The organism is Streptomyces sp. V4I8 (assembly GCF_041261225.1).
In the GTDB taxonomy this organism is placed as follows: domain Bacteria; phylum Actinomycetota; class Actinomycetes; order Streptomycetales; family Streptomycetaceae; genus Streptomyces.
In genome coordinates, this window is sequence record NZ_JBGCCN010000001.1 from 8251650 (window position 1) to 8274748 (window position 23099).

The following is a 23099-nucleotide window of genomic DNA, read 5'->3' on the forward strand; positions in this document are numbered from 1 at the left end:
TGGGGCCGGCTTCAGGGTGTCGTTCCGTATCCGTGAATCCCCGGGATGATGAGCTTTCCGTCTGTTTGTCCAGCCTGGTCGATGTCGGCTTCGTCAAGGCTGAGCTGGAGCTTGAGACCGAGCTTTCCGACCGTGTCGTAGAGCCACTCCGGAACGGTGTCGGGGGTGAGACGGAGGCGGAGGACGGGAGGCAGGGGAATCCCTTCGGCGCCGGAGAGGGTGCCCGTCAGGCTCTCGACGTACATGGTGATGCGGTCGCCCCGCAGCGTTGACGTCGAGCCGGGCGCTCCGTCGATGTGCTGGATCTGCGGGCCGACGGGTACGGCCATCTTCAGGTCGCGGATCGTGACACCGGCCGCGGAGCACTTGAGCACCCGCTTGGGTCCGGCGGCCGTGTCCACGGTCACCACACGCCGAAGACGACGTCGCGCAGTTCGAGACGGCTTCCCTTCATGTTCCAGGACTCGGCGGCGAATCGACCGGCGCTCTTGTCCTGGGGGGCCGCGAGATCGCTGATGTCGCAGGTGCGGTCGGTTCCCTGGGGTGACTGCGTGGACTGCGGGCGGGGTGAGGGGGCGGTGGTCTGTTGGCCGGGGGAGGGGGATGCGTGGGGAGTGGCCGGTGGCAGGTCCGAGGGTTCCGTGGGTTCCGTGGGCGTTGGCGTCGGAGCGGCCGAGGTCGGCGAGGGGCTCGCGTCGGGTGCCGGACTCTGCTGCGCGGTGTCGTCGCGGAAGAGGGGGCCGAGGAGGCCCGCGAGGCCGGTGGGGGCGGAGGTCGCGCTCGGCGATGCGGTCGGAGCCGGGGCGAGGCCCGTCTCCTCGCCGGCGGTGTGCTTCGACGGTTTGGCGGACTCGCCGCTCGTATGGGCACTGGGCGTGCTGGGAGAGGCGGACGGCGTCGGCGCCGCGGCGGTGGCCGGCGGGTCGTCGGAACGGGCGCAGTCGACCCCGTCGTCGGCCGCCTCTTCGGGAACGGAATGCACCGCGGTGGCACTCGTGTCGACGGCGGGCGGACGCTGACTCCCCAGGACGAGAGCGGTCGGCAACGCGGTCAGTGCGAGCGCCTTCCCGAGCGGCAGGCGAAGTCGGGTCAGCGCGGACGTACGAGGAACGGCGTGCCGGCCCTTCGGCGGCCGCACGAAGTGGACTTCTGCGGCCTCGCCGCTGATGTCGGATGACTGATCAGCCATTCCCCGGCTCTCCCTCCGAGCCGACCGTGCCGCCGGGTAGGTCCGCCTCCACCGGGCCCCACGCCAGAGCCAGGAGTCCACCCGTGGCCGCGAACAGGGTGCCGACGAAGAATCCGCCGAAGTTCGAAATGGGGAGTGACAGCACGCCGAGAAAGATGGCGACGCATCCGGCGAAGAACCTGATGATCGGCTGGAACCAGAGGAGTCCGCCGAGGACGATCAGCGTCAGGCCGATGATCAGCGAGCCCGCCCCCGCGGTGGTGGATATCGCCACGGACAGGGTGCCCAGGGAGAGGTTGAAGTACGGGAAGTAGATGATCGGCGTGGCGGAGAGGAGCAACAGGAGGCCCGCCCAGAAGGGGCGGGTGCGCCGCCAGGCCCGGAAGGCCTGGCGAGCGCTGGCGAAGCCGCATTCACTGTGGGGGTGCGCGGATGCGCCGGCACTCGTCATGGGGAAGCTCCCAGATCGTGAACGGGTGGGGGAGGAGGGTGGGAGCGAGGGTCAGAAGCAGTCGTGGCGGCCGGCCGCGATGTTCATGTGCAGGCCCGCCAGTTCGAACGTCCCGGCAGAGGTGGCCCAGACCCTCTGGTGCGCGTCGATGATCTCGATCGAGTCCGCCTGCTGGGCGTAACCGTCGGGGTCGACGCGGTCCTTGGGGTTGACGTGACCCTTCGTGATGGAGCCGTGGCGACGCCGATGTCGACGTTGTTGAAGGTGCCGGACTTGGCCTGGAGGTCGGTCATGTCGATGAACAGGTAGGCTCATGGAGAACACGGACAGCGGGAGGAAGGCCGCGGTCAGACCGCCGAACACGACCAGCAGGAGCAGGAAGAGCACGGGGGCGGAGATGATTTCCGCGGTTCTCAGGTCGTGTTCGATCTTCTCGCTGGCCTGGTGGCCGGTGGGCACCGTTCCGCCCTGCAGGGTCTGAAGGCCGGGTGCCGGGATCTTGTCCTTGACCGCCTCGTAGGCGTCCTCCTTGGCCTTCTCGCTGCTGCCGTGGAGGTTCAGTGCCACATAGGTGGCGTGCCGGTCGTGGCTGACCTGCGCCGGCATCTTGGTCTGCCAGTAGGGCATGTAGCCGGTGACGTCCGACTTCGGCAGGGACTCCACCTGCTTGACGACCGCCTGCCGGAAGGACGGGTCGTCGACGGTGCGGTCCTCGTCGCGGTAGACGATCACCGCGTCGGGCGTCCGCTGCGGGAACGCCTTCTCGGCGATCCGGGCCGCGCGCTCGCTGCCGGAGCCGGGGTCCTGGAAGCCGAGCGGTGTCAGGGAGCCGAAGACTCCGGCATCGTAGGCGCCGGACAGGGGACGGCGAACAGCATGGTCAGTATCAGCAGGGGCTTTCGCCTGCGGTGGAGCAGGCGCCCGAATTTCTCGAACATGGATTTTCCTGGATGGGTGGGAAGTTGCTGTCAGCCGAGGCTGAGGACGGCCTCGACCAGCAGGTCGGGCTGCTGCTCCTGGAGGAAGTGACCGGCGTCGGGGACCGTCAGATGGCTCCGCCCCTTAGCGCCCGGGATGTGCTGCTGGAAGACCTGCTCGAAGGCGCGCGTGATGTCCTCGTGCGCGGCGAAGGCGGTGAGGAACGGCTTGCCGAAGGCAGTCAGCTCCGCCCAGGCGCGGCCCAGCATCGAGGCGGGCGGGTCGGTGGCGTCGAGCGGTACGAGGTGCGGGAACTGCCGTGCTCCGGCGAAGTGCCGAGCGGACGGGAACGGAGCGTCGTAAGCGGCCGCCTCCTCCTGGCTGAGCACGTGGGCGGTCTGGTTGAGGGCGCTGTCCGGGCTGCCGACGGCCCATGAGGCGGTCAGGCCCGGTGACTCCGACTGCTCCAGCCAGTGCAGGAAGGCTCCGGCGGCGGGCGTGAACTGCTCCGGCGTGAACGAGGCCATGACGTCCGGTGCGGCCAGGCCGGGCTACGAGCGGGCGCTGCGGGCTGTGGTGGCGGGGTGGCGGGGCAGCGGAGAGCCGGTTGCGGGGCTCGCGGCCCCGTAGGGGCTGTCTCCGGGGTGGCGCAACTCGGGCCGCAACTCGGGCTTGCATGTGGAAACCGATCAGTTTACTGTGATGAAACTGATCGGTTTCTCGCCGTGTAGACGGGCGAGTTCCGGACCCGAGTCACTAGGAGCACGGATGACTGCCGCGCGCGATGCCGAGGGACAACCGTCGAGTCCCCGGCTTCCGGCGAAGCTGGCCGCCCACCCGTCGGTACAGGCCGTACTCGACCGGCGCGGAGCCGGTCACGCTCCACGCCCGCCGGCAGTGATCGACGCGGCCTGGCTGCGCGAGCTGTGCCTGGCGGCCGGCGCGGACGACGCGGCCGCGGTGAGCCTGGACCACCCCGACCTGGCCGGCGAGCGCGAGTACGCGCTGTCGGCGCTTCCCGGCACCCGCACCCTGATCGCGATGGCGGTCCGGATGAACCGCGACAACTGCCGCTCCCCGGCTCGCAGCGTGGCCAACCAGGAGTTCCACCAGACCGACGAACAGGCCAACCAGGCCGCCCGCACAGTCACCCGGGCCCTCCAGGACGCCGGCTACCGCGCGCTCAACCCGTCCGTCGGCTTCCCCCAGGAAATGGACCGCTTCCCCAGCGAGCGGATCTGGGTGGTGGCGCACAAGACGGTCGCGGTGGCCGCCGGGCTCGGCGTGATGGGTCTGCACCGCAACGTCATCCACCCGAAGTTCGGCAGCTTCATCCTGCTGGTCACCGTGCTGGTGGACGCGGAGGTGAGCGCGTACGGGCAGGCGCTGGACTACAACCCCTGTATCGACTGCAAGTTGTGCGTCGCAGCCTGCCCGGTCTGCGCCATCGCCAAGGACGGTGCCTTCGACGGGCTGGCCTGCACCACGCACAACTACCGCGAGTTCATGAGCGGGTTCACCGACTGGGCGCAGACCGTGGCCGACAGCGAGGACGCCGCCGACTACCGTTCCCGGGTCACCGATTCCGAGAGTGCCTCCATGTGGCAGAGCCTGTCCTCACCGCCCGGCTACAAGTCCGGCTACTGCCTTGCCGTCTGCCCCGCCGGCGAGGACGTCCTGGGCCCCTACCTGGACGACCGCAAGTCGTTCATGGACACCGTGCTGCGACCGCTCCAGGACAAGAAGGAAACGCTGTACGTCCTGCCGGGCTCGCACGCGCAGGAGTACGCCCGGCGCCGTTTCCCCCACAAGCCCGTCAAGGAAGTCACCGGTGGCTGGCATCCTCCGGCAAAACGCGCCGCGTCCCCCGACCGAGAGACACGTAAGTCATGAGCGGCGTTCACCCCTTCCGCGTCCTGCGCGCCAGACCTCTGTGGATCGCGAACGGCGTCATCACGGGCGTACTCGCGCTGCTGTTCGCCGTGTTCTACGTCGGCGCCAACATCGATCCGGTCGGTCACACGAAGGAGTTGCCGGTCGGCCTGGTCAACGCCGACAAGGGAGCCGCTGTCGCCGGCCAGCAGGTCAACCTCGGGGCTCGGATCACCGAGTCGATCAAGAAGTCCACCGCTGGCGGGGACAGGATCGACTGGAAGGTGATGGGCGAGAAGGAGATGAAGGAGGAGCTCGGCAAGGGCAAGCTGTTCGGCGCGCTCGTCGTCCCCGCCGACTTCACTTCCTCCGTCACCGCACTGACCGGCACCGCACCCGCCGGGACCCCGGCCCGCCCGACGCTGACGGTGCTCACCAACCAGTCGGCCGGCAGCGTGGGCTCCGGCCTGGCCCGGACGGCGACGACCCAGGCGGCCGAGAACGCCTCGCGCCAGCTCGGCAAGCAACTGACCGCGCAGACCGGCGCCCAGCAGGCGAAGCTGCCCGCCGCGGCACGCGTCCTGCTCGCCGACCCGGCCGCCGTCACGGTCGAGGACGGCCATCCGCTCGCCTCGCACAGCGGCCTGGGCCTGACGGCGTTCTACTACGCGCTCACCCTCGTGGTCGTGGGCATGCTCTCCGCCAACGTGATCAGCGGCCAGGTGGACCACGCCCTCGGCTACACCCACAACGACATGGGCCCGCTGCGCCTGCACCGCCCGCTGATCCGGGCGACCCGGGTGCAGACCCTCGCCATCAGCAGCACCCTCATGGCCGGCCTGTCCCTGCTGATGGGCACCCTGGTCATGGCCGGCGCGGTCGGCATCATGGGCATGGACGCCTCTCACCTGCCGCTGCTGTGGCTGTACTCGGTGTGCGCCATCGCCGTCTCCGGGATCGGCGCCCTCACTCTCCTCGCGGTCTTCGGCACGCCCGGCATGCTGGTGGTCACGCTGGTCTTCATCGGGATGGCGGTACCCACGGCCGGCGCCACCACCCCCATCGAGGCACTGCCCGGCTTCTACCGCTTCCTCGCGGAGTTCGAGCCGCTGCGGCAGATCACCGGCGGAATCCGCTCGATCCTCTACTACGACGCCCAGGGCGACGCGGGCTTGACCCGGGGCTGGGTCATGATGGCCGTCGGCCTCACGGCGGCCGCACTGTTCGGCTTCGGCGTGACGCGCTGGTACGACCGCAAGGGGCTGCACCGCATCCCGGTGGAGACAACGCCCGAGAAGACGGCGGCCCCCGCATAGCGCAGGCCGCCCTCCACCCCACCCAGGACGGGGCCATCACTCGGAGTGGCCCCGGTGTGTGCAGCCCTGCCGGGGACGACGGGCACGCACACCCCACGGCTCGGCGACGGCCTTTCCCCCAGGCCGTCGCCGAGCCTCCGCGCGGACGCCACCTCGGAAACCGATCGGTTTTCTTTTGCTTCCCTTTGGGTTAACCTCGCGGTATGACCACCGAAGTGAAACTCAGCCCCAGGGAGCGGTTGCTGGAGGCGGCGGCCACCCTCACTTACCGGGACGGCGTCAACATCGGCGTCGAGGCCCTGTGCAAGGCGGCGGGAGTGTCGAAGCGCTCCATGTACCAGCTGTTCGAGAGCAAGGACGAACTCCTGGCGGCAAGCCTGGAGCAGCGCACGTCCGCCTACGTGGCGGCACTCCTGCCCGCGGCGGACGACGACCGTTCGCCCCGGGAGCGGATCCTGCATGTCTTCGAGCAGGTGGAATCGCAGTCGGACGCGCCCGAGTTCTACGGCTGCCCCTTCCTGGCCGCGCAGATCGAGCTCAAGGACCGGAGCCACCCCGCGAGCCGGGTCGCCCATGGGGTCAAGGAGAACCTGACCGCCTTCTTCCGTGCCGAGGCCGAGCAGGGCGGGGCGAGCGATCCCGGCCTGCTGGCCCGGCAGCTCAGCATGGTCTTCGACGGTGCCAGCGCCCGCGCCGGCATCGGTGCGGACAGACTGACGGGGCTTGTCGCGCCCACGGTGATCACCCTGCTCGACGCGGCGGGCGTGCGCTGACGGATCGCCCCTCCGGAACGCTTCCCCGCCTTCTGGCGTTCTGGGGGAGCCCCATGGCCGCAAGCGTGTTGCCGAGCATGCCGCAGGCGAAAAAGCTTGCGGTCCGGTCGGCATCGGCACCCAGCGACAGGTGCACGGTCTCCCAGATCCTCATCCAGCCGGCCCGGACGACCTAGCAGATCAGGTCATCGCCCTGCGCCTCGTCGGCCGCCACGACGGCGTATCCCTGCATCTGCATCAGGTGCGTTTCGGGGTGCGTCGAGATCAGCTGCGCGTAAGTGTCCGTCATGGCCTGGCGGGCCCGCTCGCCGTCCTCCACCCCATCGGCCGCCCTCTGGAACGCCAGGCGAGTGTCTTCCATGCTCCGCGTCAGAGCGGCGACGAAGATCGCCTTCTTGTCCGGGAAAAGCCGGAAGAGATACGGCTGCGTGACGCCGACCCGCCTGGCGATCGCCGCGGTGGTGGTGCCGTCGTAGCCGGCGATCGCGAACTCGGCGATCGATCGCCGCGCGGATGACGCTCTCGCGCCTCCCCTGCGCGCTGAACCCGCCCATGCCGTCCTTCTCTCTGCTTGAACTTGCATGCGGAAACCGATCGGTTTACAGTGCTGGAAACCGATCGGTTTTTCAATCAGCGCGGGAGACATGATGACGACAGATCGGCCGGTGGCACTCGTGACCGGTGCCTCATCCGGCATCGGGAAGGAGACCGCGCTCGCACTGGTCGCAGCGGGTTTCGACGTGGTTGGCACAAGCCGCGACACCTCACGTGTCACCCCGCTCGACGGTGTGACGTTCCTCGACCTCGACGTGTCCGCCGACGCCTCGGTCACCGCGGCGGTCCAGGCAGTGAGCGAGCGGTTCGGGCGGATCGACGTCCTGGTCAACAACGCCGGTGTCGGCTCGACGGGGGCCGCGGAGGAAACCTCCGTCGAGCAGGCCCAGGCCGTCTTCGACACCAACGTCTTCGGGGTCATGCGCATGGTGACGGAGGTCCTGCCGTACATGCGCGCCCAGAAGCGCGGCCGCATCATCAACATCTCGTCCGTACTCGGATTCATGCCCCAGCCGTACATGGCCGTGTACGCCGCCTCAAAGCATGCGATCGAGGGCTACTCCGAGTCCCTGGACCACGAGGTCCGCGAACACGGCATCCGGTCGCTGCTCGTCGAACCCGCCTACACCAGGACCGGATTCGAGGCCAACAGCGCGAAGCCGGACACACCCCTGCACGCCTACGCGAAGCAGCGGCAGACCGTCGACCGCGTGCTGGCGGAGGCGGTCAGGGACGGCGACGCTCCTGCCGTCGTCGCCAAGGCGATCGTCGCGGCGGCGACCGACGCCAGGCCGAAGCTGCGCTACACCGCCGGCCCCCTGGCCGGACGCGTGAGCACACTGCGCCGTCTCGTCCCCGCCCGGGCCTTCGACAAGCAGATCCGCAAGATCAACCGCCTGGCCGGCTGACGCGCAGGCTCAGCCGGAGACGGCCACCCGGCACGGTCGCCGCCCTCCCTGACTTTCCGAACAGCTGACCCACCCCCACTGGACAGAGGACACGTTGATGCAAGAGCGCAATCCCATCCTGATCACCGGTGCCGCCGGCGAAATCGGTGGTGTGAGCCGGACGATGGTCGACATGCTGCTCGAACAAGGGCACCCCGTGCGCGCGTTTGTACGGCAGGACGATGAGCGCGCGCACTCGCTCCGCCAGGCCGGGGCGGAGGTTTTCGTCGGTGACCTGCTCACCATCGCCGACGTGACCGCCGCGCTGAAGGGCGTCCGGCGCATCTACTTCAGCATGAGCCTGTCGCCGTACTACACCGACGCCGTCAGCCTGATGACCGCGGCGGCGCGGGCCCAGGGCGACATCGAGGTCTTCGTCAACATCTCCGAGTACGAGCAGTCGTTCATGACCTTCGACCACATGACCGCGCCGGAGGAGGAGCGGCGCGCGCGGCTCGGCGGACTCGTCGCCAACTGGTCGCCGCAGCAACGGGCCCACTGGGTCGCCGAGCGGGTGCTGGAGTGGTCCGGCGTGCCGACCGTCAACATTCAGGCGGCCTTCTTCGTCGAGAACCCCATCATGACCTGGCTGGCCCTGGGCTCACTGGCCGACGGTGAACTGCGCCTGCCCTTCGGCGACCACCGGCTCGCACCCATCGCCGGTTACGACGTCGCGGAACTGTGCGCGAAGATCCTGGCCGACCCCGCGCCGCACATCTCCAAGTCCTACGCGCTCACCGGCCCGGAGCTCAAGGACATGCACGGGATCGCCGAGGACTTCGCGGCCGTGCTGGGACGCCCGGTCACCTACGTTCCCGAAGACATCGAAACCTGGAACAAGACCTACGTGGACACCAACATGTCCGCCTACCCGCACATCGCGGAGCACCTCAAGACCCTGACCCGGATCATCGGCCGCGGAGGATACGGCGGCATCACCGACGAGCTGGAAACCCTGCTCGGACGCCCGCCGAAGACGGTGCGCTGGGCGTTGGAGAACCACCCGCGCATCCGGAAGCTGGCCACTGCGTGAGCCGCTAAGCGGTCCGGAGCAGAACAACGACGCCACGCGGAGTCTTCGAGCCAAGGACTCCGCGTGGCGGGGGCTTCGGCCGAGCGTGGTCCGCCCGGCCGAAGCCCCGGCGGCCCCCCCCGGACGCAGCCCGAACGAACGCCCTCACCGGCGGCGAAGCGGAGACGTGTCGCACGTCTGCCTCGCCGATGGCGAAGGTCGCCGGCCAACTTCTGCGCGACGGTCCACGGGCGGCGCTGGAGGGCGGCGTCGTGCGACTGGGCGCTCGATGCAACGACCGAGGGATGACCCCATCCGGCAACTCACCTTCATTGCCGGCAGTTCCTCAGGGCCGCGCACCGTGCCGCCTCCCCGCGAGCACGCTGTGCGGCCCTACGCCATCGGGGCCTGGCTCACGCGGCGTGCACGGTGGCACCCATCCCGGCTCTGGCAACGCAGTTGGTTGCATCTTCAAGTGGGCCTGTCGCAAGTGCGTAGCCGTTGTCCTTGTGCGCGCACGCGCTGTCGGCACTGGGCGTCGGCTGTTCGAATGGTCTCGATCGACGATCGGGTCTGAACACAGGGGCACCAACCCACTTGCCTATTGGGCGTATTACTCCGCCGACCACCTCACCTGGCTCCGCGCCCGCGGCCCGATCCCGCGGATCGCGCGTCCGGGAATCGAGTCCGGCGAGCGGCTCGGCCGTCACCGCTGGAAGATCGAGCGGTCGATCTCCCGGCTGTTCGGCTACCGCCGGCTCACCGTCCGATACGAACGCAAGGGCAGTCACTTCCTCGCCTTCCTCGGCCTCGCAGCAGCCCTGACCGCTACAAGAAGCCCGCCGAACTCACCACGGGAGACCTCCTCCAATTCTTGATAGACCCGTTTTCAGGCAGAGGTGCCTGTGACCGCGGTGCCGGACCTGGTCAGCGTGTACGTCAAGATCGCCCCGCTCCAGAAGTGGAAGGTGAGGGTCACTGTGGTGTTGTCGGTGACACCGTCGAAGAACGCGGTCGGCAAGGTGATCGTGCCTGCGGTGTAGTCCGGTGTGAAGGCCACATTGAACTGCTTGTACGTCGTCCAGGACTGCGGACCGGCGGCGGTGCCGTCGGCGTAGACGGCTTCCATGGTCGCCAACTTGTCGCCGTTGAACGCGGTGGGTATCACCAGCGAGGCTGTCGTACCCGTCGCGCTCGTCAGCACCGGCTTGTCATAGGTGATGACGTTGACGGCCCAAGGAATTCCTTCCGTGAACCGGAGGGACAGGACGGCATTCGTGCCGTGCTCCTGCGACGCGGTCAGCCGGCTGAGCGTCGCCGCTGCGATCGTCAGCGTGTTGCCGCTGACGGTGTAGTCCACGCCCCGGATCAGGGGGCGGGTGCCGACATCGATCCTCAGCAGCCTGGTGCCGTTGAGGTTCAGCGTGATCGTCGCGTCCGTCGGGGTCTTGCCCTTGGGCACGAAGAGCTGATCGGTGGACGCGGTGCCGGAGCGCCCGGTCCAGCTGGAACGTATCTGCGCATAGAGGCTCGGGTCGTTCCATTGCAGGGTGCGGCGGTTGAAGCGACTGCCGTTGTCCCACAGCATCGTGGTCAAGCCCCGGTAGCGCGCGTAGTAGCCGAGATACTCTAGGTACTTGAGCGTCTCGCCCTGTTCGACCGTGCCGGGGCCGGAGTCCCAGCCGAGCAGCCCGTACTCACCGACGACGACCGGGATCCCCTTGGCCACGAAGGACCTGTGCAGCAGGTCGAACGTGTCGGTCAGGTCCTGCTGGGTGGCCGCGTTGAAGGTCGTGTAGCCGGCGAGGTTCACGCTGAAGGGCCAGAAGCTGTAGTAGTGGATCGAGGCCACGAGGTTGGGGTCGTCGAGCGCGGAGAAGGTGGCGAGCAGGGTGTCGATCTTGGGCTGATCCGGGGTGTCCCCGAGGGTCGGCATGACGAGCAGGCGGTCGGCATTGCCTCCGCCGGTCGCGCGCACGACGGAGTGGAATGTCGTGTTGAGCTCGTTCATCAGAACGGCGTTCTGCTCGTCGCCGGAACTGCCGTTGAAGAAGGGCTCGTTGATGCTCTCGAAGAGCAGTCGGCGCGGCTCGTCCCGGAAGGTGGCCGCGATCTGCTGCCAGGTGGCCGTGTACTGGGCCAGGACCGCGTCATGCTGGGTCGGCATGTTCGGCACCCACTGCCACGCGTCGCCGTGCATGTTGATCAGAACGTAGAAACCATCGGCCAAGGCCCAGTCGACCACCTGCTTGATCCTGGCCAGGAACACCGGGTCGAGGGTATAGGTCGGAGCCGGGCCCTCGTGCTGGCCCCAGGTCACCGGGATCCGGATGCTTCTGAAGCCCTGTGCCTTCAGCCTGCGGAAGAACGCCTGGGTCACCCGCGGGTTGCCCCACGCCGTCTCGTCGGCGCCGATGGCCTCGAAGCTGTTGCCCAGATTCCAGCCGGGCTGCATGTCTGCGACTACGTCCAGCGCGGACGCCGACGCGGCGGAAGCAGTGGACCGGGCAGCGGCCTGGGCGGCCGTCGGGATGGACAACGCCGTGACAGCGAGGGCCGCGGAGGTCGTCATGACCTGGCGGCGAGTGAAACCGGCTGAACTCGGCATAGAACTCTCCATTGAGTCGAAAGGCCTTCCGCCCATGTCGAAGGCGTGCAACGTCGAAGCGCTTCGACACGTTGCGGGAGCCTAGCGCAACCTGGCGACGGAGAGAACGGGCTGACTCGCGTGGAACCCTCCATCGAGTCGAAAGGTTGCGCGTCGAAGCGCTTCCTTATGATGGGGCGTCAGGGGCGGCGCCACGCACGCGTTCCCTGGTCATCTGCCGCCGATGCCGATCGGACCGGCGGTCACCCAGTGGGGGATCTCACGCCTTCTCGGCACCCGGCCCGCGGGCAACGGAACCGGCAAGTCCCGAGAAGCCGCGGCGGCGGAGGCGACCGGCAGGCCAACGCCGCCCTGCACCGGATTGTGAAGACTTGCCCGCGCTTCGACACGCGCACCCAGGACTGCTACGAACGCCGCATCAAGGAGGGCAAGGCCCGACGCGCAATCGTCCGATGCCTCAAACGCTACGCCACCCGGGAAGTCTTCCGCCTGATCAGGCCGACACAGTCATGCCCCCCGTCATAGGGGCGTCCGCGACTACCAGTGCGCATGCCGAAATCCAGCGGTCTTCACCGCTGTCCAGTCACAAGTCCCTAAGGGTGGGGGCCTTGCCGGTGGCGGCCTTGATGGCGGCGCTGGTGCGGTTGAGCTGGGAGGCCACCTGCTCGGGGGTGAGCTTGGTGAGGTCGGGGTGGTTCCAGGAGTGGTTGCCGACCTCGTGTCCGGCGCGGGCCTCGGCGCGGACCAGGTCGGGGTGGGCGGCGACGTTCTGGCCGACGGTGAAGAAGGTGGCACGCGCGTTGTACTGCGCCAGGGAGGTCAGCAGGGTCGCGGTCTCCGGCGCCGCCGGCCCGTCGTCGAAGGTCAGCGCGATGCACGTGACCTTCTTGCAGTCGGTGTCGTCGTCGCCGGAGGCGGTGTGGGTGGGGACGGCCGGTGCGGGGATGGGCGCCGCGCCCAGGTCGAGCGAACGGCTGGGTGTCATGGTCTGCTGCTGGAGACGACGTCCGAACGCGGACAGCCAGGGGGTGATCGTCTCCTTGGGGAAGGGCACCAGGTAGGTCCCGGCGGCCGGGGCACCCACCTCGCCGCGGTCGAAGGTCACTCGCAGTCCACCGTCGGTGGTGAAGGCCATGTCGTCCAAAGCGGCGGTGCGGGAGGCCGGGTCGGCGAACGTGTCGTCGAGGGTGGCCGTGTCGACACCTTCGCGCCCCTTGAGCCGATCCTTCAACGCGGCGATGAAGGCGTCCCTGGAGCGGCGTCCAGCCAGATCCGGGCCACGCCTCGCTCAGTGGTGAGGGCGTCCCTGGTCGGCCGGGTCAATGCGGCCCACACCGAGGCGACGTCCGGTTTCTCGGCGGTCACCGACTCGCCGTGCACGGCGGGCAGCTGGCGCTCTACCTCGACACCCGCCGACCGCAGCCCACGCTTGGCTCCGTCCGCCGCTCTCGCGGAGTCCTGGTAGGAGACGATCAGCGGCAGAGTACGGCGGCGGGCATCGTCGTAGCCGTCGGCGACCAGCTGGGTCACGTCGAACAGCCGCCGATCAAGGCGTCCGCTCGCCATCAGCGGGGCCGCGTCGTCGGGGATGACGATGTGTGCCCCCCGAAACTCTGGATCGAGTACGGGACCTTCGCGCGGCCCTTGCCCCGGTCCACGCCGACGACCCGGGTGCCGCCGGTCACGCCGACGGTGTCACCGGTGACGAGGGTGACGCGTGTGGTGGCACCGGGCAGGACGGTCGCGGGTTGGGGGGCCGTGCCCGTTCGCGAGGTGACGGCGAGGGCCGTGGTGATGGTGAGCCCGGCTACCGCCAGGAGCGCGACTGAGCCGTACGTCACGGCCCGGGTGCGGTACTTGTGCAGTCTGTGCTTGTTCGGCTTGTTCGGCTTGTACGGCAAAGGAGCTCTCTCTTCCCCGGTCAACGAGGTGCGTGGCGCGCGTCGGCGCGCGAAGCGGCCCCGGGCAAGGGGGAGTGCCTGGGGCCGCTTGCGGTGGGGTGCGGGTGACGTGGGCGTCACCGGCTGGGAGAGAGTCTTGGGCGGGCGGGGATTTGTAAGTAACCCCGCCAGGCCACTGAACAATCTGCCGGTCCTGCACAGCGGTTCACGTCTGACATACAGGGAGGTGGCCCGGTGGTCCGGCTAATCGACCACCGCCTGTCGGCGGCGGTCGTGGAGGACGACGCGGCGCCGCCGTATCGGGAGCCGGCGCGGTTCGAGCCGTACGACAGTGGCCTCTTCGCCGGCCGGGAGAAGCGGCCCGCGGGATGCTTCTGAGGGGGGTGCTGGCTGTTTGCAGGCCCTGGCGCCGGTGCGCGAGGACGTCGTCATCGCCACCAAGTTCGGCTTCTCCTCGACGGCACCGGCTCCATCGGCCTGGACAGCCGCCCCGCGCACATCCGCGCAACCGTGGAGGGCACCCTGCGCCGGCTGGGCGTGGACAGTGTGGACAGTATCGACCTGCCCTATCAGCACCGCGTCGATCCCGACGTGCCCATCGAAGAGGTCGCCGGCGTAGTGAGGGAGCTCATCGGGCCGGGAAGGTCGAGCACTTCGACTCCCCGGCACCACGAAGATCCACCGCTTGCGGGAGAACACTGCCGCGGTCGACGTCGAGCTCACCCCGGAGGATCTGAAGGAGATCACCGAGGCGGCCGACCGGGTCGATGTCCGCGGGGATCGCTACCCCGAACACATGCAGCGGTGGACCAATCGCTGACCCGCCCCGGCTGCGCGGCCCCGCCGGGGGAGCACGCAATGCTGGGCGGCGCTGACGGTGGCCGCTCAGGTGAGCGGCCGCCCATGTTTGTCAGAGCTCGAACTCTCCGTCCCGGGTCTCGGGAAGAGCCAGGACACACGCCAGGCTGACGAGGCACAGCCCGCCCGCGTAGGCGCCCAGCGCCAGCGGCGACGCCCAGTGGCTGTTCAGCCAGGTGGCGACCAGCGGGGCGAAGCCGCCGCCGAGCGTGTTGGCGAGGATGAACGTCGCGGAGGCGCCCGTGTAGCGCAGCCGGGCCGGGAACAGCTCCGGCAGGAATGCCGCGATCGGCGCGAACATCAGCGTGAACAGGACCAGGCCGACCGTGAACGCCCCTGTGATGACGAGCCCGTTGCGGGTGTTCAGCGCCCCGAACATGGGCAGTGCCCACAGCACGCATCCGATCGCGCCTGCCAGGATCACGGGTCGTCTGCCGACCCGGTCGGCCAGCCGGGCGGCGGGGATGGTCGTGGCGGCGGCAGCGAAGGCTCCCACGCTCGCGGCGGTCAGCATCGTGCCCTGGGAGATGCCAAGGGCTTTCGGCCCGTACGAGATGCTGTAGACGACCGTCAGGTAGTAGACCGAGGAGCCGCCGATCCCGGCGCCGATACCGAGCAGCAGCCGGCCGGGGTGTTCCTTGAGCAGAGTGCCGAGCGGGAATCGGGGGGTTGCTTCTGCGGTACGTCCCCGCTCCGCGAACACCGGAGATTCGGTGACCCTCGTACGCACCCAGAGACCGATGACGATCAGCAGTGCGCTCAGCAGGAAGGGCACGCGCCATGCCCCGGCCGCGAAGCCGTCGCGCCCGGCGATGGAGAGGGTTGGCAGAATCACCGCGCTGGACAGCAGGAAGCCCAGCAAGGGGCCGACCTGCGGGATCGACGCGAACATCGCCCGGCGCCCCGGGGGTGCGTGCTCGGCGGCCAGCAGCACCGCGCCGCCCCACTCGCCGCCCATGCTGACGCCCTGCAACAGACGGAGCGTCACCAGCAGGACGGGGGCGAGCAGGCCGGCGGTCTCGTACGTCGGCAGCAGCCCGACGCCTACCGTCGCCACGCCCATCAGGAGAAGCGAGATGACCAGTGCCCGCTTGCGGCCCAGCCGGTCGCCGATGGTGCCGAACAGCACCACGCCCACGGGGCGGGCCAGGAACGCGGCCGCGAAGGTGAGGAAGGCGGCGAGGGTCTGGACCGTGGTGCTGCCGGACGGGAAGAAGGCCGGGCCCAGGACGAGCGCGGCGGCGGTGCCGTACACCGCGAAGTCGTAGTACTCGACCGTGGTGCCGATGAGGCTCGCGACGGCGACCCGCGACACCGTCCTCGTGTCGCTCGGTGTTGTGTCGGGGTGCGTGGGCGGACTGCTGACGGCTTCGGACATGAGCGGCTCGATTCCGGTTGGACTGTGGCATGGGAGGCCGGTGATCCACACCACAGCGGGGACGTGATGCGCAGAAAGGTGACGCCTGGCCGAAAGCCGTGCACGCGGTCGTGCCGTCCTCCGGCACGCCGAAGGCGGCTGCGATATGTGTGCTTCGCCGGAGTGCTCGTCATGGCCGGGGGCCGCCGGTTTCCGACCTGCGCTTAGAGTGATGGCGTGTCCGAAGGAAACGCCGTGGTGGCACGCAATGTGCGCCTTCTCCGAGAGCAGCGGGGTCTGTCCCTGGCCGAACTGGCCCGGCAGGCGGGGCTTGCGAAGCAGACCCTGTCGAACCTGGAGCAGGGGGCGGGTAACCCCACGGTGGACACCTTGTTCTCCATCGCGACCGCGCTCGGCGTGCCCGTCACCAGGCTCGTGGCGGAGCGCGAACAGGTGATGACCGTGCAGCGGGGCGACGACGTCGTCTGGCAGCGGCACGCAGGCTACGAGTCCCGCTCGCTGGACCACGTCTACGGATCCGGTGTCATCGAGAACTATCTGGTGCGCATCAGCCGGGACTCTGAAGGTGCGGGCAAGCCGTCCGAGCCGCACCCGGTGGGCACTCTGGAGCATCTGTACGTCATCAGCGGCCGGGTGCGCGTGGGCCCCGCCGACGCTCCGGTAGAACTGTCGGCCGGCGACTTCGTCCGCTATCCGGGCGACCGCCCGCATGTGTACGAGTCGTTGGACGGCGAGAGTCTGGTGCACATCGTGGTGAGTGTGCCGAGGGTGCAGCCCGGTACCGGCGGAACGACCGTCGCGCGCACGCATGGCGGCGGTCGGCACTGAGCGCCGGGATGGTGCGCCGTCGGTCGGCACGTCTGCTTGGTGCGTAAGGCCCGGACCGGAAGCGTGGTCACGGCGGGCAGGCCGCTGGGGGAGTGGATCTGGTGCGGGTCAGGCTCCCAGAAGGCCGCCGAGCCCGGCGGGTGCCGCCTGCCGCGCCTTCGCCGCGGTGATCGTCCGGCCCGCTTCGAAGGCGACGCGGCGCAGGGCCGGGGCGAAGCGGGCGGGGTCGAAGCGCCGGTCCGCGCCGGCGATGGACAGAGCTGCCACGGGGCGACCGGCGGGCCCCATGATCGGTACGGCGACGCAGGTGAGGCCGAGGGCGGCTTCCTGGCGGTCGTAGGCGATGCCGTCCTGGCGGATGCGGCGCAGGTCGGCCCGGAAGCGGTCGGAGTCGCTCAGGGTGTACTCGGTGCGGGCGGGAAGCCCCGCCTCGATGGCCGCCTCGGCGGCGTCGTGGTCGAACGCCAGGAGAGCCTTGCCGACCCCCGTGCAGTAGGCGGGCAGGCGGGCGCCGATCCTGGAGGGCGAGCGGGCCGCCCGGTGGCCGCTGAGCTTGTTGACGTAGACGATGTGCGTGCCGTGGAGCACGGCGAGGTGCACGGTCTCGTGGGTCAGCTCGTACAGGTCCGCCAGGTGGGGCAGCAGCCGCTCCTGGAGCAGCGGGGTGTGGGGGCCGTAGGCCCGGCTGCCGATGTCGAAGAGCTGCGCGCCCAGCCGGTAGTCGCTGCCGACCCGCTCGACGAGGTCGTTGCGCTGGAGGATGCCCAGCAGCCGGAAGGTCGTCGACTTGCTCATGCGGGTCCGGCGGGCCAGCTCGCTCACGCCGATCTCGCCGTCCAGCTCGGCGAGGAACTTCAGAAGGGTGAGTGCCTTGTCGACGGCGGTCTGCTGTGCCGGCGCGGTGTCCGGCTCGCACTCGGGTGCGGGCTCGCTGTGGTGCGAAGGAGGGGAGTGGACTGGCATGGCGGGCTCCGATGACGATCAGGGCGACACATTAAAATGGACGCATGTCCAATGTAGGTGACCATTTCGGGGTTGTAAACGGGCGAAGCCTCGGTGCTGTTCCATATCTCGGCACGATGGCTGGGCAGGGCATCGCCGGGCGACGTCTCCTGTGCCCATGCAGCGACATGGCACCGCGGCCCCGACCGCCTCAGCGCCGCAGATTCCCACGTGCGAGGAGGCCCACCGATGACATCCACCCCTGTCCGTCCGGCGGACCGTCCGGCTCGTGTCCGCGAGCCTTCCGCCGACGTCGGCGCCTACTTCGACCTGGACCGGGGCCTCATCGACCGGACGATCTTCAGCGACACCGGCCTCCACCGGCAGGAGCTGCGCCGCGTCTTCGCGCCGAGCTGGCTGTTCCTCGCGCACGAGAGCCAGTTCAGCAAGCCCGGCGACTTCTTCACCACGTACATGGGCGAGGACCCGGTCATCGTCACGATGGGCCGCGACCGGAAGCTGCGGGCCTTCCTCAACGCCTGCCGCCACCGGGGCATGCGGGTCTGCCGCGCCGACGCGGGCGCCACGAAGGCGTTCACGTGCAGCTATCACGGCTGGGCGTACGACACCTCCGGCAAGCTGATCAACGTACCCAACGGCGAGGACTATCCGGCCCACTTCGACCAGGACCAGTGGGGTCTGATCGAAGTCGCCCAGCTCGACATGTACAAGGGACTCGTCTTCGCGACCTGGAACCCCGAGGCCCCGTCGCTGCGCGAGGCGCTGGGCGGCCTCGCCTGGTATCTGGACGCGATGCTCGACCGGGACCCGGAGGGCACCGAGGTGGTCGGCGGGGTGCACAAGTGGGTGCTGGAGGGCAACTGGAAGCTCGCCGCAGAGCAATTCGCCTCCGACTGGTACCACGTCAACATCTCGCACGCCTCGGCGCTGATGGTCATGTCTCCCACTGGCAAGGGCCCCAAGGCCGAGATCGTGCAGACGCCGGGAAGGCAGTACACCGACCCGCTCGGCCACGGGCACGGCTTCCCCACCCACCCGAAGAGCCGCTTCGACGACCGGGTCGTACACGGCCACTACGACTACGCCGCGCTGCGCGAACGCCTCGGTGACGCCCGCGTCGAAGGCCCGATGACCACTGGTCACGGCACGGTCTTCCCGAACTTCTCGTACCTCCCGGTCAACGGGTCCATCCGTGTCTGGCATCCGAAGGGGCCGGACAAGATGGAGGTCTGGGCCTGGACACTCGTCGACAAGTCCATGCCGGACGAGGTCAAGGACGCCCAACGGATCTACAACCTGCGGACGTTCGGGCCAACCGGCATCTTCGAGCAGGACGACGGCGAGAACTGGAGCGAGGTCCAGGCCACGGCCCACGGTTTCGTGTCCGGCTCCATGACTCTCAACTACCAGATGGGCCTGGGGCTTCAGACGGAGGACGGCATCCATCCCGGCACGACCGGCCGCCTCTACAGCGACGGTGCCGCCCGCGGTTTCTACACCCGCTGGCGCGACCTGATGAACACGCCGGCCTGGCACGAGAAGGACAGCTGATGAGCACGAGCACCACCGGTACCGGTATCCGCGTCGCCGAGGTGGGCGACATCGAGGAGGGCGAGGCGCTGAAGGTGGCCGCCGAGACCACCGGCCACGGCGGCGCCATCGCCGTCTTCCACGACGGCGGCGCCTACTACGCCCTCGACGACACCTGCTCCCATGGCCAAGCCTCGCTGTCCGAGGGCTGGATAGAGGACGGCGAGGTGGAGTGTCCGCTGCACAGCGCCCGCTTCTGCCTGAAGTCCGGCGAACCTCAGTGCATGCCCGCCACCGTCGCCGCAGGTACCCACCGGGTCGAGGTCCGCGACGGCGGCATCTGGCTGCACCCCGGCCAGGAGGCCACCGCATGACCCACCCGCAGCGCATCGCCGTCGTCGGCGCGGGCCTGGCCGCCGTCTCCACCTGCGACGCCCTGCGCGCCCAGGGCTACGACGGTGAGCTCACGCTGTACTCCGCCGAGCACGGACTGCCGTACGACCGGCCGCCACTCAGCAAGGACGTACTGCTCGGCAAGGCCCGGCGCGACGACGTCCTGCTGCGGCCGGAGCGGTGGTACGAGGAGCAGCGCGTCGAGTTGCGCGAGGGCACGCGGGTCCGGGCGCTCCGCCCACACGAGGGCGGCCTGGAGCTGATCGACGGGTCGATCGTGGGCACCGACATGATCGTGCTGGCCACCGGCGGCACGCCCCGCGCGCTGCCCGTGCCCGGCGGCGACGACCCGGCCGTCCACCTGCTGCGTACCTGGGAGGACGCCGAGTGGCTGCGGGAACGCCTGCTGCCCGGTGCCCGGGTGGCCGTGGTCGGGGCCGGACTGATCGGCGCCGAGACCGCGGCCGTCGCCCAGGCCCTGGGCTGCCGCGTCACCCTGATCGACCCGGTGCCGGTGCCACTGGCCGCGGTGGTAGGGGACGACATCGCGAGCGCCCTGCACCTCAGGCACTCCGCCGAGGGCATCGAAGTGATCACCGCCGGCGTCGAGCGCGTCGAGGCCCGGACCGGAGGCGCTCTGCTGCACCTCCACGGGTATGGCGAGGCCATCGCCGCCGACACGGTGGTGGTCGGCATCGGCATCCGGCCGGCCACCGAACTGGCCGAGGCCGGCGGACTCGCCGTGGACAACGGCATCGTGGTCGACGCCGGTCAGCGCACCTCCCATCCGAACGTCTTCGCCGTCGGTGATGTGGCCCGTCGGGACGGGCATCGCGTACGGCACGAGCACTGGGAGGCTGCCCAGCAGGGGGGCGAGGCCGCCGCCCGCGGCATCCTCGGCCGCCCTGTTCCGGAGCCCGGTGCGCCGTGGTTCTGGTCCGACCGGCACGGCTCGCGCCTGGAAGCGGTCGGCACGATGGCTGACGCCGAGCGGACCGTGCGGCGCGGCGCGCCTGAGGACAGCGCTGCCTTCACCGTCTTCGGGCTGCGCGGTGATCGGGTGGTGGCCGCGGCCGCCATCGACCGCGCCCGGGACATCAAGGCCGCTCGCCGTCTCGTCGACCGCCGCACCGTGGTCGACCCGGTGCACCTGGCCGACGAGAACACGGACCTGCGGGCGCTGCTCAGGCGCTGACCCCCGCCGTGCCACACACCGGCACACGCGCTCTCCGAACCACCCTCTCCGCGCTGGAATGACAGAACCGAGCGCGGCCCGCTGGAGGACCCACCGATGAGTATTCACCCGGAGCCGGCGGTCGACGAGGCCTCGACGGTCTCCTACGACGACATCCGCCTCCACTTCGAGGTGCAGCGACTGTACGCAGTTGAGGCACAACTCCTCGACCAGCACCGCTACGCGGACTGGCTGGAGCTGTTCGCCGACGACCTGCACTACTGGGCGCCGGTGCGCACCAACCGGCTGCGCCGTCAGCAGGCCCTGGCCGACGGCTCGCCCGGCGAGGTGGCGATCTTCGACGAGACCAAGGCGAGTCTGGCCTGGCGGATCCGCCGCTTCGACTCGGGCATGGCGTGGGCCGAGGACCCGCCCTCGCGGACCCGGCATCTGATCACCAACGTGACGGTATGGCCGGGCGAGGCGAGCGGTGAGTACGTCGCCGAGTCGGCGTTCCTCTGCTATCGCAACCGGCTGGAGCGCGAGGTCGACCTCTACGCCGGCGGTCGCACCGACGTCCTGCGGCGCACCGAGGACGGCGGCCTGCTCATCGCCCGCCGCACGATCCTGCTCGACCAGAACGTCCTGCTCGCCAAGAACATCAGCACCTTCCTGTGATGACCGACCGGAGACCCACGTGAGCACTGCACAGACTGAAGAGCCGAAGCTCGTCGAGCACACCGTGCGGACGACGCTCGGGACCGTCGCGGTCAGCGAGGCCGGCGAGGGCCCGGTGCTGGTGATGCTGCACGGCGGCGGTCCCGGCGCGAGCGCGGTGGCCAACTACCACCAGAACCTGGCCGCCCTCACCCCGCACTTCCGGGTCGTGCTGCCCGACCAGCCCGGTTTCGGCGGCAGTTACCGTCCGACCGAGGCGGACCTGGACGCCCGTAGCATCACCGAGATCACGGTCGACGCGCTGCTACAGACGCTGGACGCCCTCGGCATCGACCGGTTCCACTTGCTGGGCAACAGCCTCGGCGGCGCCGCCGCCATCGCCACCGCACTCGAAGCCCCCGAGCGCGTCGAGAAGCTGGTACTGATGGCGCCGGGGGGCGGCTGGCTGCCGTTCGGGCCGACCCCGACCGAGGGCCAGAAGGCGATGTTCCGCTACTACAACGGCGAAGGCCCGACGGTGAAGAAGATGCGGGACTTCATCCGCGTCATGACCGCCGAACCGAAGCGCTGGGAGGACACCGTCCAGGCCCGCTACGAGGCCTCCCTCGACGAGTCCCACATCGCCTTCTACCACGCCTACAACGCGGCCTTCGCCAAGCGGCACGGCATGGACCCGCTCTGGCAGCGCGTCCACAGGATCAAGGCGCCGACCCTGCTGCTGTGGGGCCGCGACGACCGTACGATCACCCTCGACGGCGCCCAGCTCATGCTCAAGCAGATCCGCGACGTCCAGCTGCACGTCTTCGGCGGCTGCGGGCACTGGGTGCAGTTGGAACGGCAGGCCGAGTTCGAGCGCCTCGTCACCGACTTCCTCGGTGCCCGGTGATGGGCGGCTGGCTGGAGGGCGAGGTCGCCCTGATCACCGGCGGCGGCTCGGGCATCGGACGCGCGGTCGCTCTGCGCTATCTGGCCGAGGGGGCGCACGTCGCCGTACTGGACCGGGATGCGGAGCAGTTGGGCGACCTCCCGGACGGGGTGCTGACCGTCACGGGTGACGTGCGTTCCCCGGACGACCTGCACCGGGCGGTCGAGGCCACCGTCGAGCGCTTCGGCAAGCTGGACATCCTCGTTCCGAATGCCGGAATCTGGGACTACCACCGCAGCGTCACCCGGCTGTCCGGCAAGGAGCTGTCCGAGGCGTTCGACGAGGTCTTCGGCATCAACGTCAAGGGATACGTCCTGGCCGTGGAGGCTGCTTGGCGGGCACTGGTGCGCAGTCGCGGGAGCATCGTCATGACCCTCTCCAACGCCTCCTTCCACACCGACGGCGGCGGCTCCCTCTACACCGCCAGCAAACACGCCTGCCTCGGCCTGCTCCGCCAGTTCGCCTACGAACTGGCGCCGAAGGTCCGCGTCAACGGCGTCGCCGTCGGCGGTATGCGCACCAAGCTGCGCGGCCCCGAGAGCCTGGGACTGCAGGACCGCACGCTGGAGGCCTCCTTCGCCAAGAACGAGGCGTCCGGCGACAAGCAGCCGCCTCTCATCCCCTTGTACGACTGCAGCGTCGAGCCCGAGGATTTCACCGGCCCGTACGTCCTGCTCGCCTCCCGCACCAACAGCGGCACCGTCACCGGAGCCGTCATCCCCGCCGACGGCGGCATCGCCGTGCGCGGCTTCCGCACCGCCGCCGGCGGCGCAGGCCTGTAGAAACCTCCGCCTCCTGTACGACACCCTCCGCTTTCGTACGACAGCCAT

26 protein-coding genes and 2 pseudogenes are annotated in these 23099 nt (G+C 69.5%); 16 read left to right on the plus strand and 12 right to left on the minus strand.

The window, feature by feature from the left end:
• Positions 1-11: 11 nt before the first annotated feature.
• Genes ABIE67_RS37450 through ABIE67_RS37470 form a run of 5 tightly spaced genes read right to left on the minus strand, consistent with a single transcriptional unit; the run spans position 12 to position 3085 of the window.
• Positions 12-410 (minus strand): hypothetical protein, encoded by a 399-nt coding sequence (locus ABIE67_RS37450; protein WP_370265985.1) that lies wholly within the window; start codon positions 408-410, stop codon positions 12-14.
• A complete protein-coding gene (locus tag ABIE67_RS37455) occupies positions 404-1189 on the minus strand; it encodes a hypothetical protein (RefSeq protein WP_370265986.1) in 786 nt (261 codons plus the stop codon). Before ABIE67_RS37455 ends, ABIE67_RS37450 begins: the two co-directional genes overlap by 7 nt.
• A complete protein-coding gene (locus ABIE67_RS37460) occupies positions 1182-1640 on the minus strand; it encodes a DUF6114 domain-containing protein (protein WP_370265987.1) in 459 nt (152 codons plus the stop codon). Before ABIE67_RS37460 ends, ABIE67_RS37455 begins: the two co-directional genes overlap by 8 nt.
• A gap of 51 nt (positions 1641-1691) precedes the next feature.
• Positions 1692-2612 carry a DUF6230 family protein gene (locus ABIE67_RS37465; protein ID WP_370269330.1) on the minus strand — a complete coding sequence of 307 codons (921 nt, stop codon included), beginning with the start codon at positions 2610-2612 and terminating at the stop codon, positions 1692-1694.
• Positions 2609-3085: a hypothetical protein gene (locus ABIE67_RS37470; RefSeq protein ID WP_370265988.1), complete on the minus strand. Its 477-nt coding sequence runs from the start codon at positions 3083-3085 to the stop codon at positions 2609-2611. The genes ABIE67_RS37465 and ABIE67_RS37470 overlap by 4 nt, the downstream gene beginning before the upstream one ends.
• Positions 3086-3326: 241 nt before the next feature.
• Between ABIE67_RS37470 and ABIE67_RS37475 the strand changes: the two genes are divergently transcribed.
• The 3 genes from ABIE67_RS37475 (at position 3327) to ABIE67_RS37485 (ending at position 6519) form a co-directional block, all read left to right on the plus strand.
• A complete protein-coding gene (locus tag ABIE67_RS37475; protein ID WP_370265989.1) occupies positions 3327-4451 on the plus strand; it encodes a (4Fe-4S)-binding protein in 1125 nt (374 codons plus the stop codon).
• A complete protein-coding gene (locus ABIE67_RS37480; protein WP_370265990.1) occupies positions 4448-5746 on the plus strand; it encodes an SNG1 family protein in 1299 nt (432 codons plus the stop codon). Before ABIE67_RS37475 ends, ABIE67_RS37480 begins: the two co-directional genes overlap by 4 nt.
• A gap of 203 nt (positions 5747-5949) precedes the next feature.
• A complete protein-coding gene (locus ABIE67_RS37485) occupies positions 5950-6519 on the plus strand; it encodes a TetR/AcrR family transcriptional regulator (protein WP_370265991.1) in 570 nt (189 codons plus the stop codon).
• Here the strand turns inward: ABIE67_RS37485 and ABIE67_RS37490 are convergent.
• Positions 6488-7073: pseudogene (locus tag ABIE67_RS37490) on the minus strand (TetR/AcrR family transcriptional regulator). The gene ABIE67_RS37485 and the pseudogene ABIE67_RS37490 overlap by 32 nt on opposite strands.
• 93 nt (positions 7074-7166) lie before the next feature.
• Here ABIE67_RS37490 and ABIE67_RS37495 point away from each other — a divergent pair.
• From ABIE67_RS37495 to ABIE67_RS37505, 3 genes are all read left to right on the plus strand, one after another.
• Entirely contained in the window at positions 7167-7982 is an 816-nt protein-coding gene (locus tag ABIE67_RS37495) for an oxidoreductase (RefSeq protein WP_370269332.1), read from the plus strand.
• A 97-nt stretch (positions 7983-8079) separates the two neighbouring features.
• Positions 8080-9054, plus strand: a complete 975-nt coding sequence (locus ABIE67_RS37500) for an NmrA family NAD(P)-binding protein (RefSeq protein ID WP_370265992.1) — start codon at positions 8080-8082, stop codon at positions 9052-9054.
• Positions 9055-9542: 488 nt separating this feature from the next.
• Positions 9543-9911: a hypothetical protein gene (locus ABIE67_RS37505; RefSeq protein WP_370265993.1), complete on the plus strand. Its 369-nt coding sequence runs from the start codon at positions 9543-9545 to the stop codon at positions 9909-9911.
• A gap of 11 nt (positions 9912-9922) precedes the next feature.
• Here the strand turns inward: ABIE67_RS37505 and ABIE67_RS37510 are convergent, their stop codons facing one another.
• The 4 genes from ABIE67_RS37510 to ABIE67_RS37525 all read right to left on the minus strand — a co-directional run bounded on the left by ABIE67_RS37510 (position 9923) and on the right by ABIE67_RS37525 (position 13542).
• Positions 9923-11605 carry a cellulase family glycosylhydrolase gene (locus ABIE67_RS37510; protein ID WP_370265994.1) on the minus strand — a complete coding sequence of 561 codons (1683 nt, stop codon included), beginning with the start codon at positions 11603-11605 and terminating at the stop codon, positions 9923-9925.
• Between the two features lie 619 nt (positions 11606-12224).
• Positions 12225-12872 (minus strand): polysaccharide deacetylase family protein, encoded by a 648-nt coding sequence (locus ABIE67_RS37515; protein WP_370265995.1) that lies wholly within the window; start codon positions 12870-12872, stop codon positions 12225-12227.
• Entirely contained in the window at positions 12869-13207 is a 339-nt protein-coding gene (locus ABIE67_RS37520; RefSeq protein ID WP_370265996.1) for a hypothetical protein, read from the minus strand. The genes ABIE67_RS37515 and ABIE67_RS37520 overlap by 4 nt, the downstream gene beginning before the upstream one ends.
• On the minus strand, positions 13207-13542 hold the full coding sequence (locus ABIE67_RS37525) for a hypothetical protein (RefSeq protein ID WP_370265997.1): 336 nt from the start codon (positions 13540-13542) through the stop codon (positions 13207-13209). The genes ABIE67_RS37520 and ABIE67_RS37525 overlap by 1 nt, the downstream gene beginning before the upstream one ends.
• A 234-nt stretch (positions 13543-13776) precedes the next feature.
• Here ABIE67_RS37525 and ABIE67_RS37530 point away from each other — a divergent pair, with 234 nt between their 5' ends.
• The 3 genes and pseudogenes from ABIE67_RS37530 (at position 13777) to ABIE67_RS37540 (ending at position 14362) form a co-directional block, all read left to right on the plus strand.
• Positions 13777-13920, plus strand: coding sequence for a hypothetical protein (locus ABIE67_RS37530; RefSeq protein ID WP_370265998.1), 144 nt, complete (start codon positions 13777-13779; stop codon positions 13918-13920).
• A 132-nt stretch (positions 13921-14052) separates the two neighbouring features.
• Positions 14053-14118: pseudogene (locus ABIE67_RS37535) on the plus strand (hypothetical protein); the annotation flags it as partial.
• A gap of 109 nt (positions 14119-14227) precedes the next feature.
• Positions 14228-14362, plus strand: a complete 135-nt coding sequence (locus ABIE67_RS37540; RefSeq protein WP_370269736.1) for a hypothetical protein — start codon at positions 14228-14230, stop codon at positions 14360-14362.
• Between the two features lie 90 nt (positions 14363-14452).
• Here ABIE67_RS37540 and ABIE67_RS37545 read toward each other — a convergent pair whose 3' ends face one another.
• Entirely contained in the window at positions 14453-15778 is a 1326-nt protein-coding gene (locus ABIE67_RS37545) for an MFS transporter (protein WP_370265999.1), read from the minus strand.
• A gap of 216 nt (positions 15779-15994) precedes the next feature.
• Between ABIE67_RS37545 and ABIE67_RS37550 the strand changes: the two genes are divergently transcribed.
• Positions 15995-16606 (plus strand): helix-turn-helix domain-containing protein, encoded by a 612-nt coding sequence (locus ABIE67_RS37550; RefSeq protein WP_370266000.1) that lies wholly within the window; start codon positions 15995-15997, stop codon positions 16604-16606.
• A 108-nt stretch (positions 16607-16714) separates the two neighbouring features.
• Here the strand turns inward: ABIE67_RS37550 and ABIE67_RS37555 are convergent, their stop codons facing one another.
• Positions 16715-17569 carry an IclR family transcriptional regulator gene (locus ABIE67_RS37555; protein WP_370266001.1) on the minus strand — a complete coding sequence of 285 codons (855 nt, stop codon included), beginning with the start codon at positions 17567-17569 and terminating at the stop codon, positions 16715-16717.
• Positions 17570-17797: 228 nt separating this feature from the next.
• On the opposite strand from ABIE67_RS37555, the gene ABIE67_RS37560 reads away from it, so the two are divergent.
• From ABIE67_RS37560 to hcaB, 6 genes are all read left to right on the plus strand, one after another.
• The gene (locus ABIE67_RS37560; RefSeq protein ID WP_370266002.1) at positions 17798-19120 is read left to right on the plus strand and encodes an aromatic ring-hydroxylating dioxygenase subunit alpha; all 1323 of its coding nucleotides are present in this window, start codon (positions 17798-17800) and stop codon (positions 19118-19120) included.
• Positions 19120-19473: a bifunctional 3-phenylpropionate/cinnamic acid dioxygenase ferredoxin subunit gene (locus tag ABIE67_RS37565; protein ID WP_370266003.1), complete on the plus strand. Its 354-nt coding sequence runs from the start codon at positions 19120-19122 to the stop codon at positions 19471-19473. Before ABIE67_RS37560 ends, ABIE67_RS37565 begins: the two co-directional genes overlap by 1 nt.
• On the plus strand, positions 19470-20687 hold the full coding sequence (locus tag ABIE67_RS37570; RefSeq protein ID WP_370266004.1) for an NAD(P)/FAD-dependent oxidoreductase: 1218 nt from the start codon (positions 19470-19472) through the stop codon (positions 20685-20687). Before ABIE67_RS37565 ends, ABIE67_RS37570 begins: the two co-directional genes overlap by 4 nt.
• Positions 20688-20783: 96 nt before the next feature.
• Positions 20784-21344, plus strand: a complete 561-nt coding sequence (locus ABIE67_RS37575; RefSeq protein WP_370266005.1) for a 3-phenylpropionate/cinnamic acid dioxygenase subunit beta — start codon at positions 20784-20786, stop codon at positions 21342-21344.
• Between the two features lie 19 nt (positions 21345-21363).
• Positions 21364-22230: an alpha/beta fold hydrolase gene (locus ABIE67_RS37580; protein ID WP_370266006.1), complete on the plus strand. Its 867-nt coding sequence runs from the start codon at positions 21364-21366 to the stop codon at positions 22228-22230.
• Positions 22230-23051 (plus strand): 3-(cis-5,6-dihydroxycyclohexa-1,3-dien-1-yl)propanoate dehydrogenase, encoded by an 822-nt coding sequence (gene hcaB / locus ABIE67_RS37585; RefSeq protein ID WP_370266007.1) that lies wholly within the window; start codon positions 22230-22232, stop codon positions 23049-23051. Before ABIE67_RS37580 ends, hcaB begins: the two co-directional genes overlap by 1 nt.
• Positions 23052-23099 lie beyond the last annotated feature (48 nt).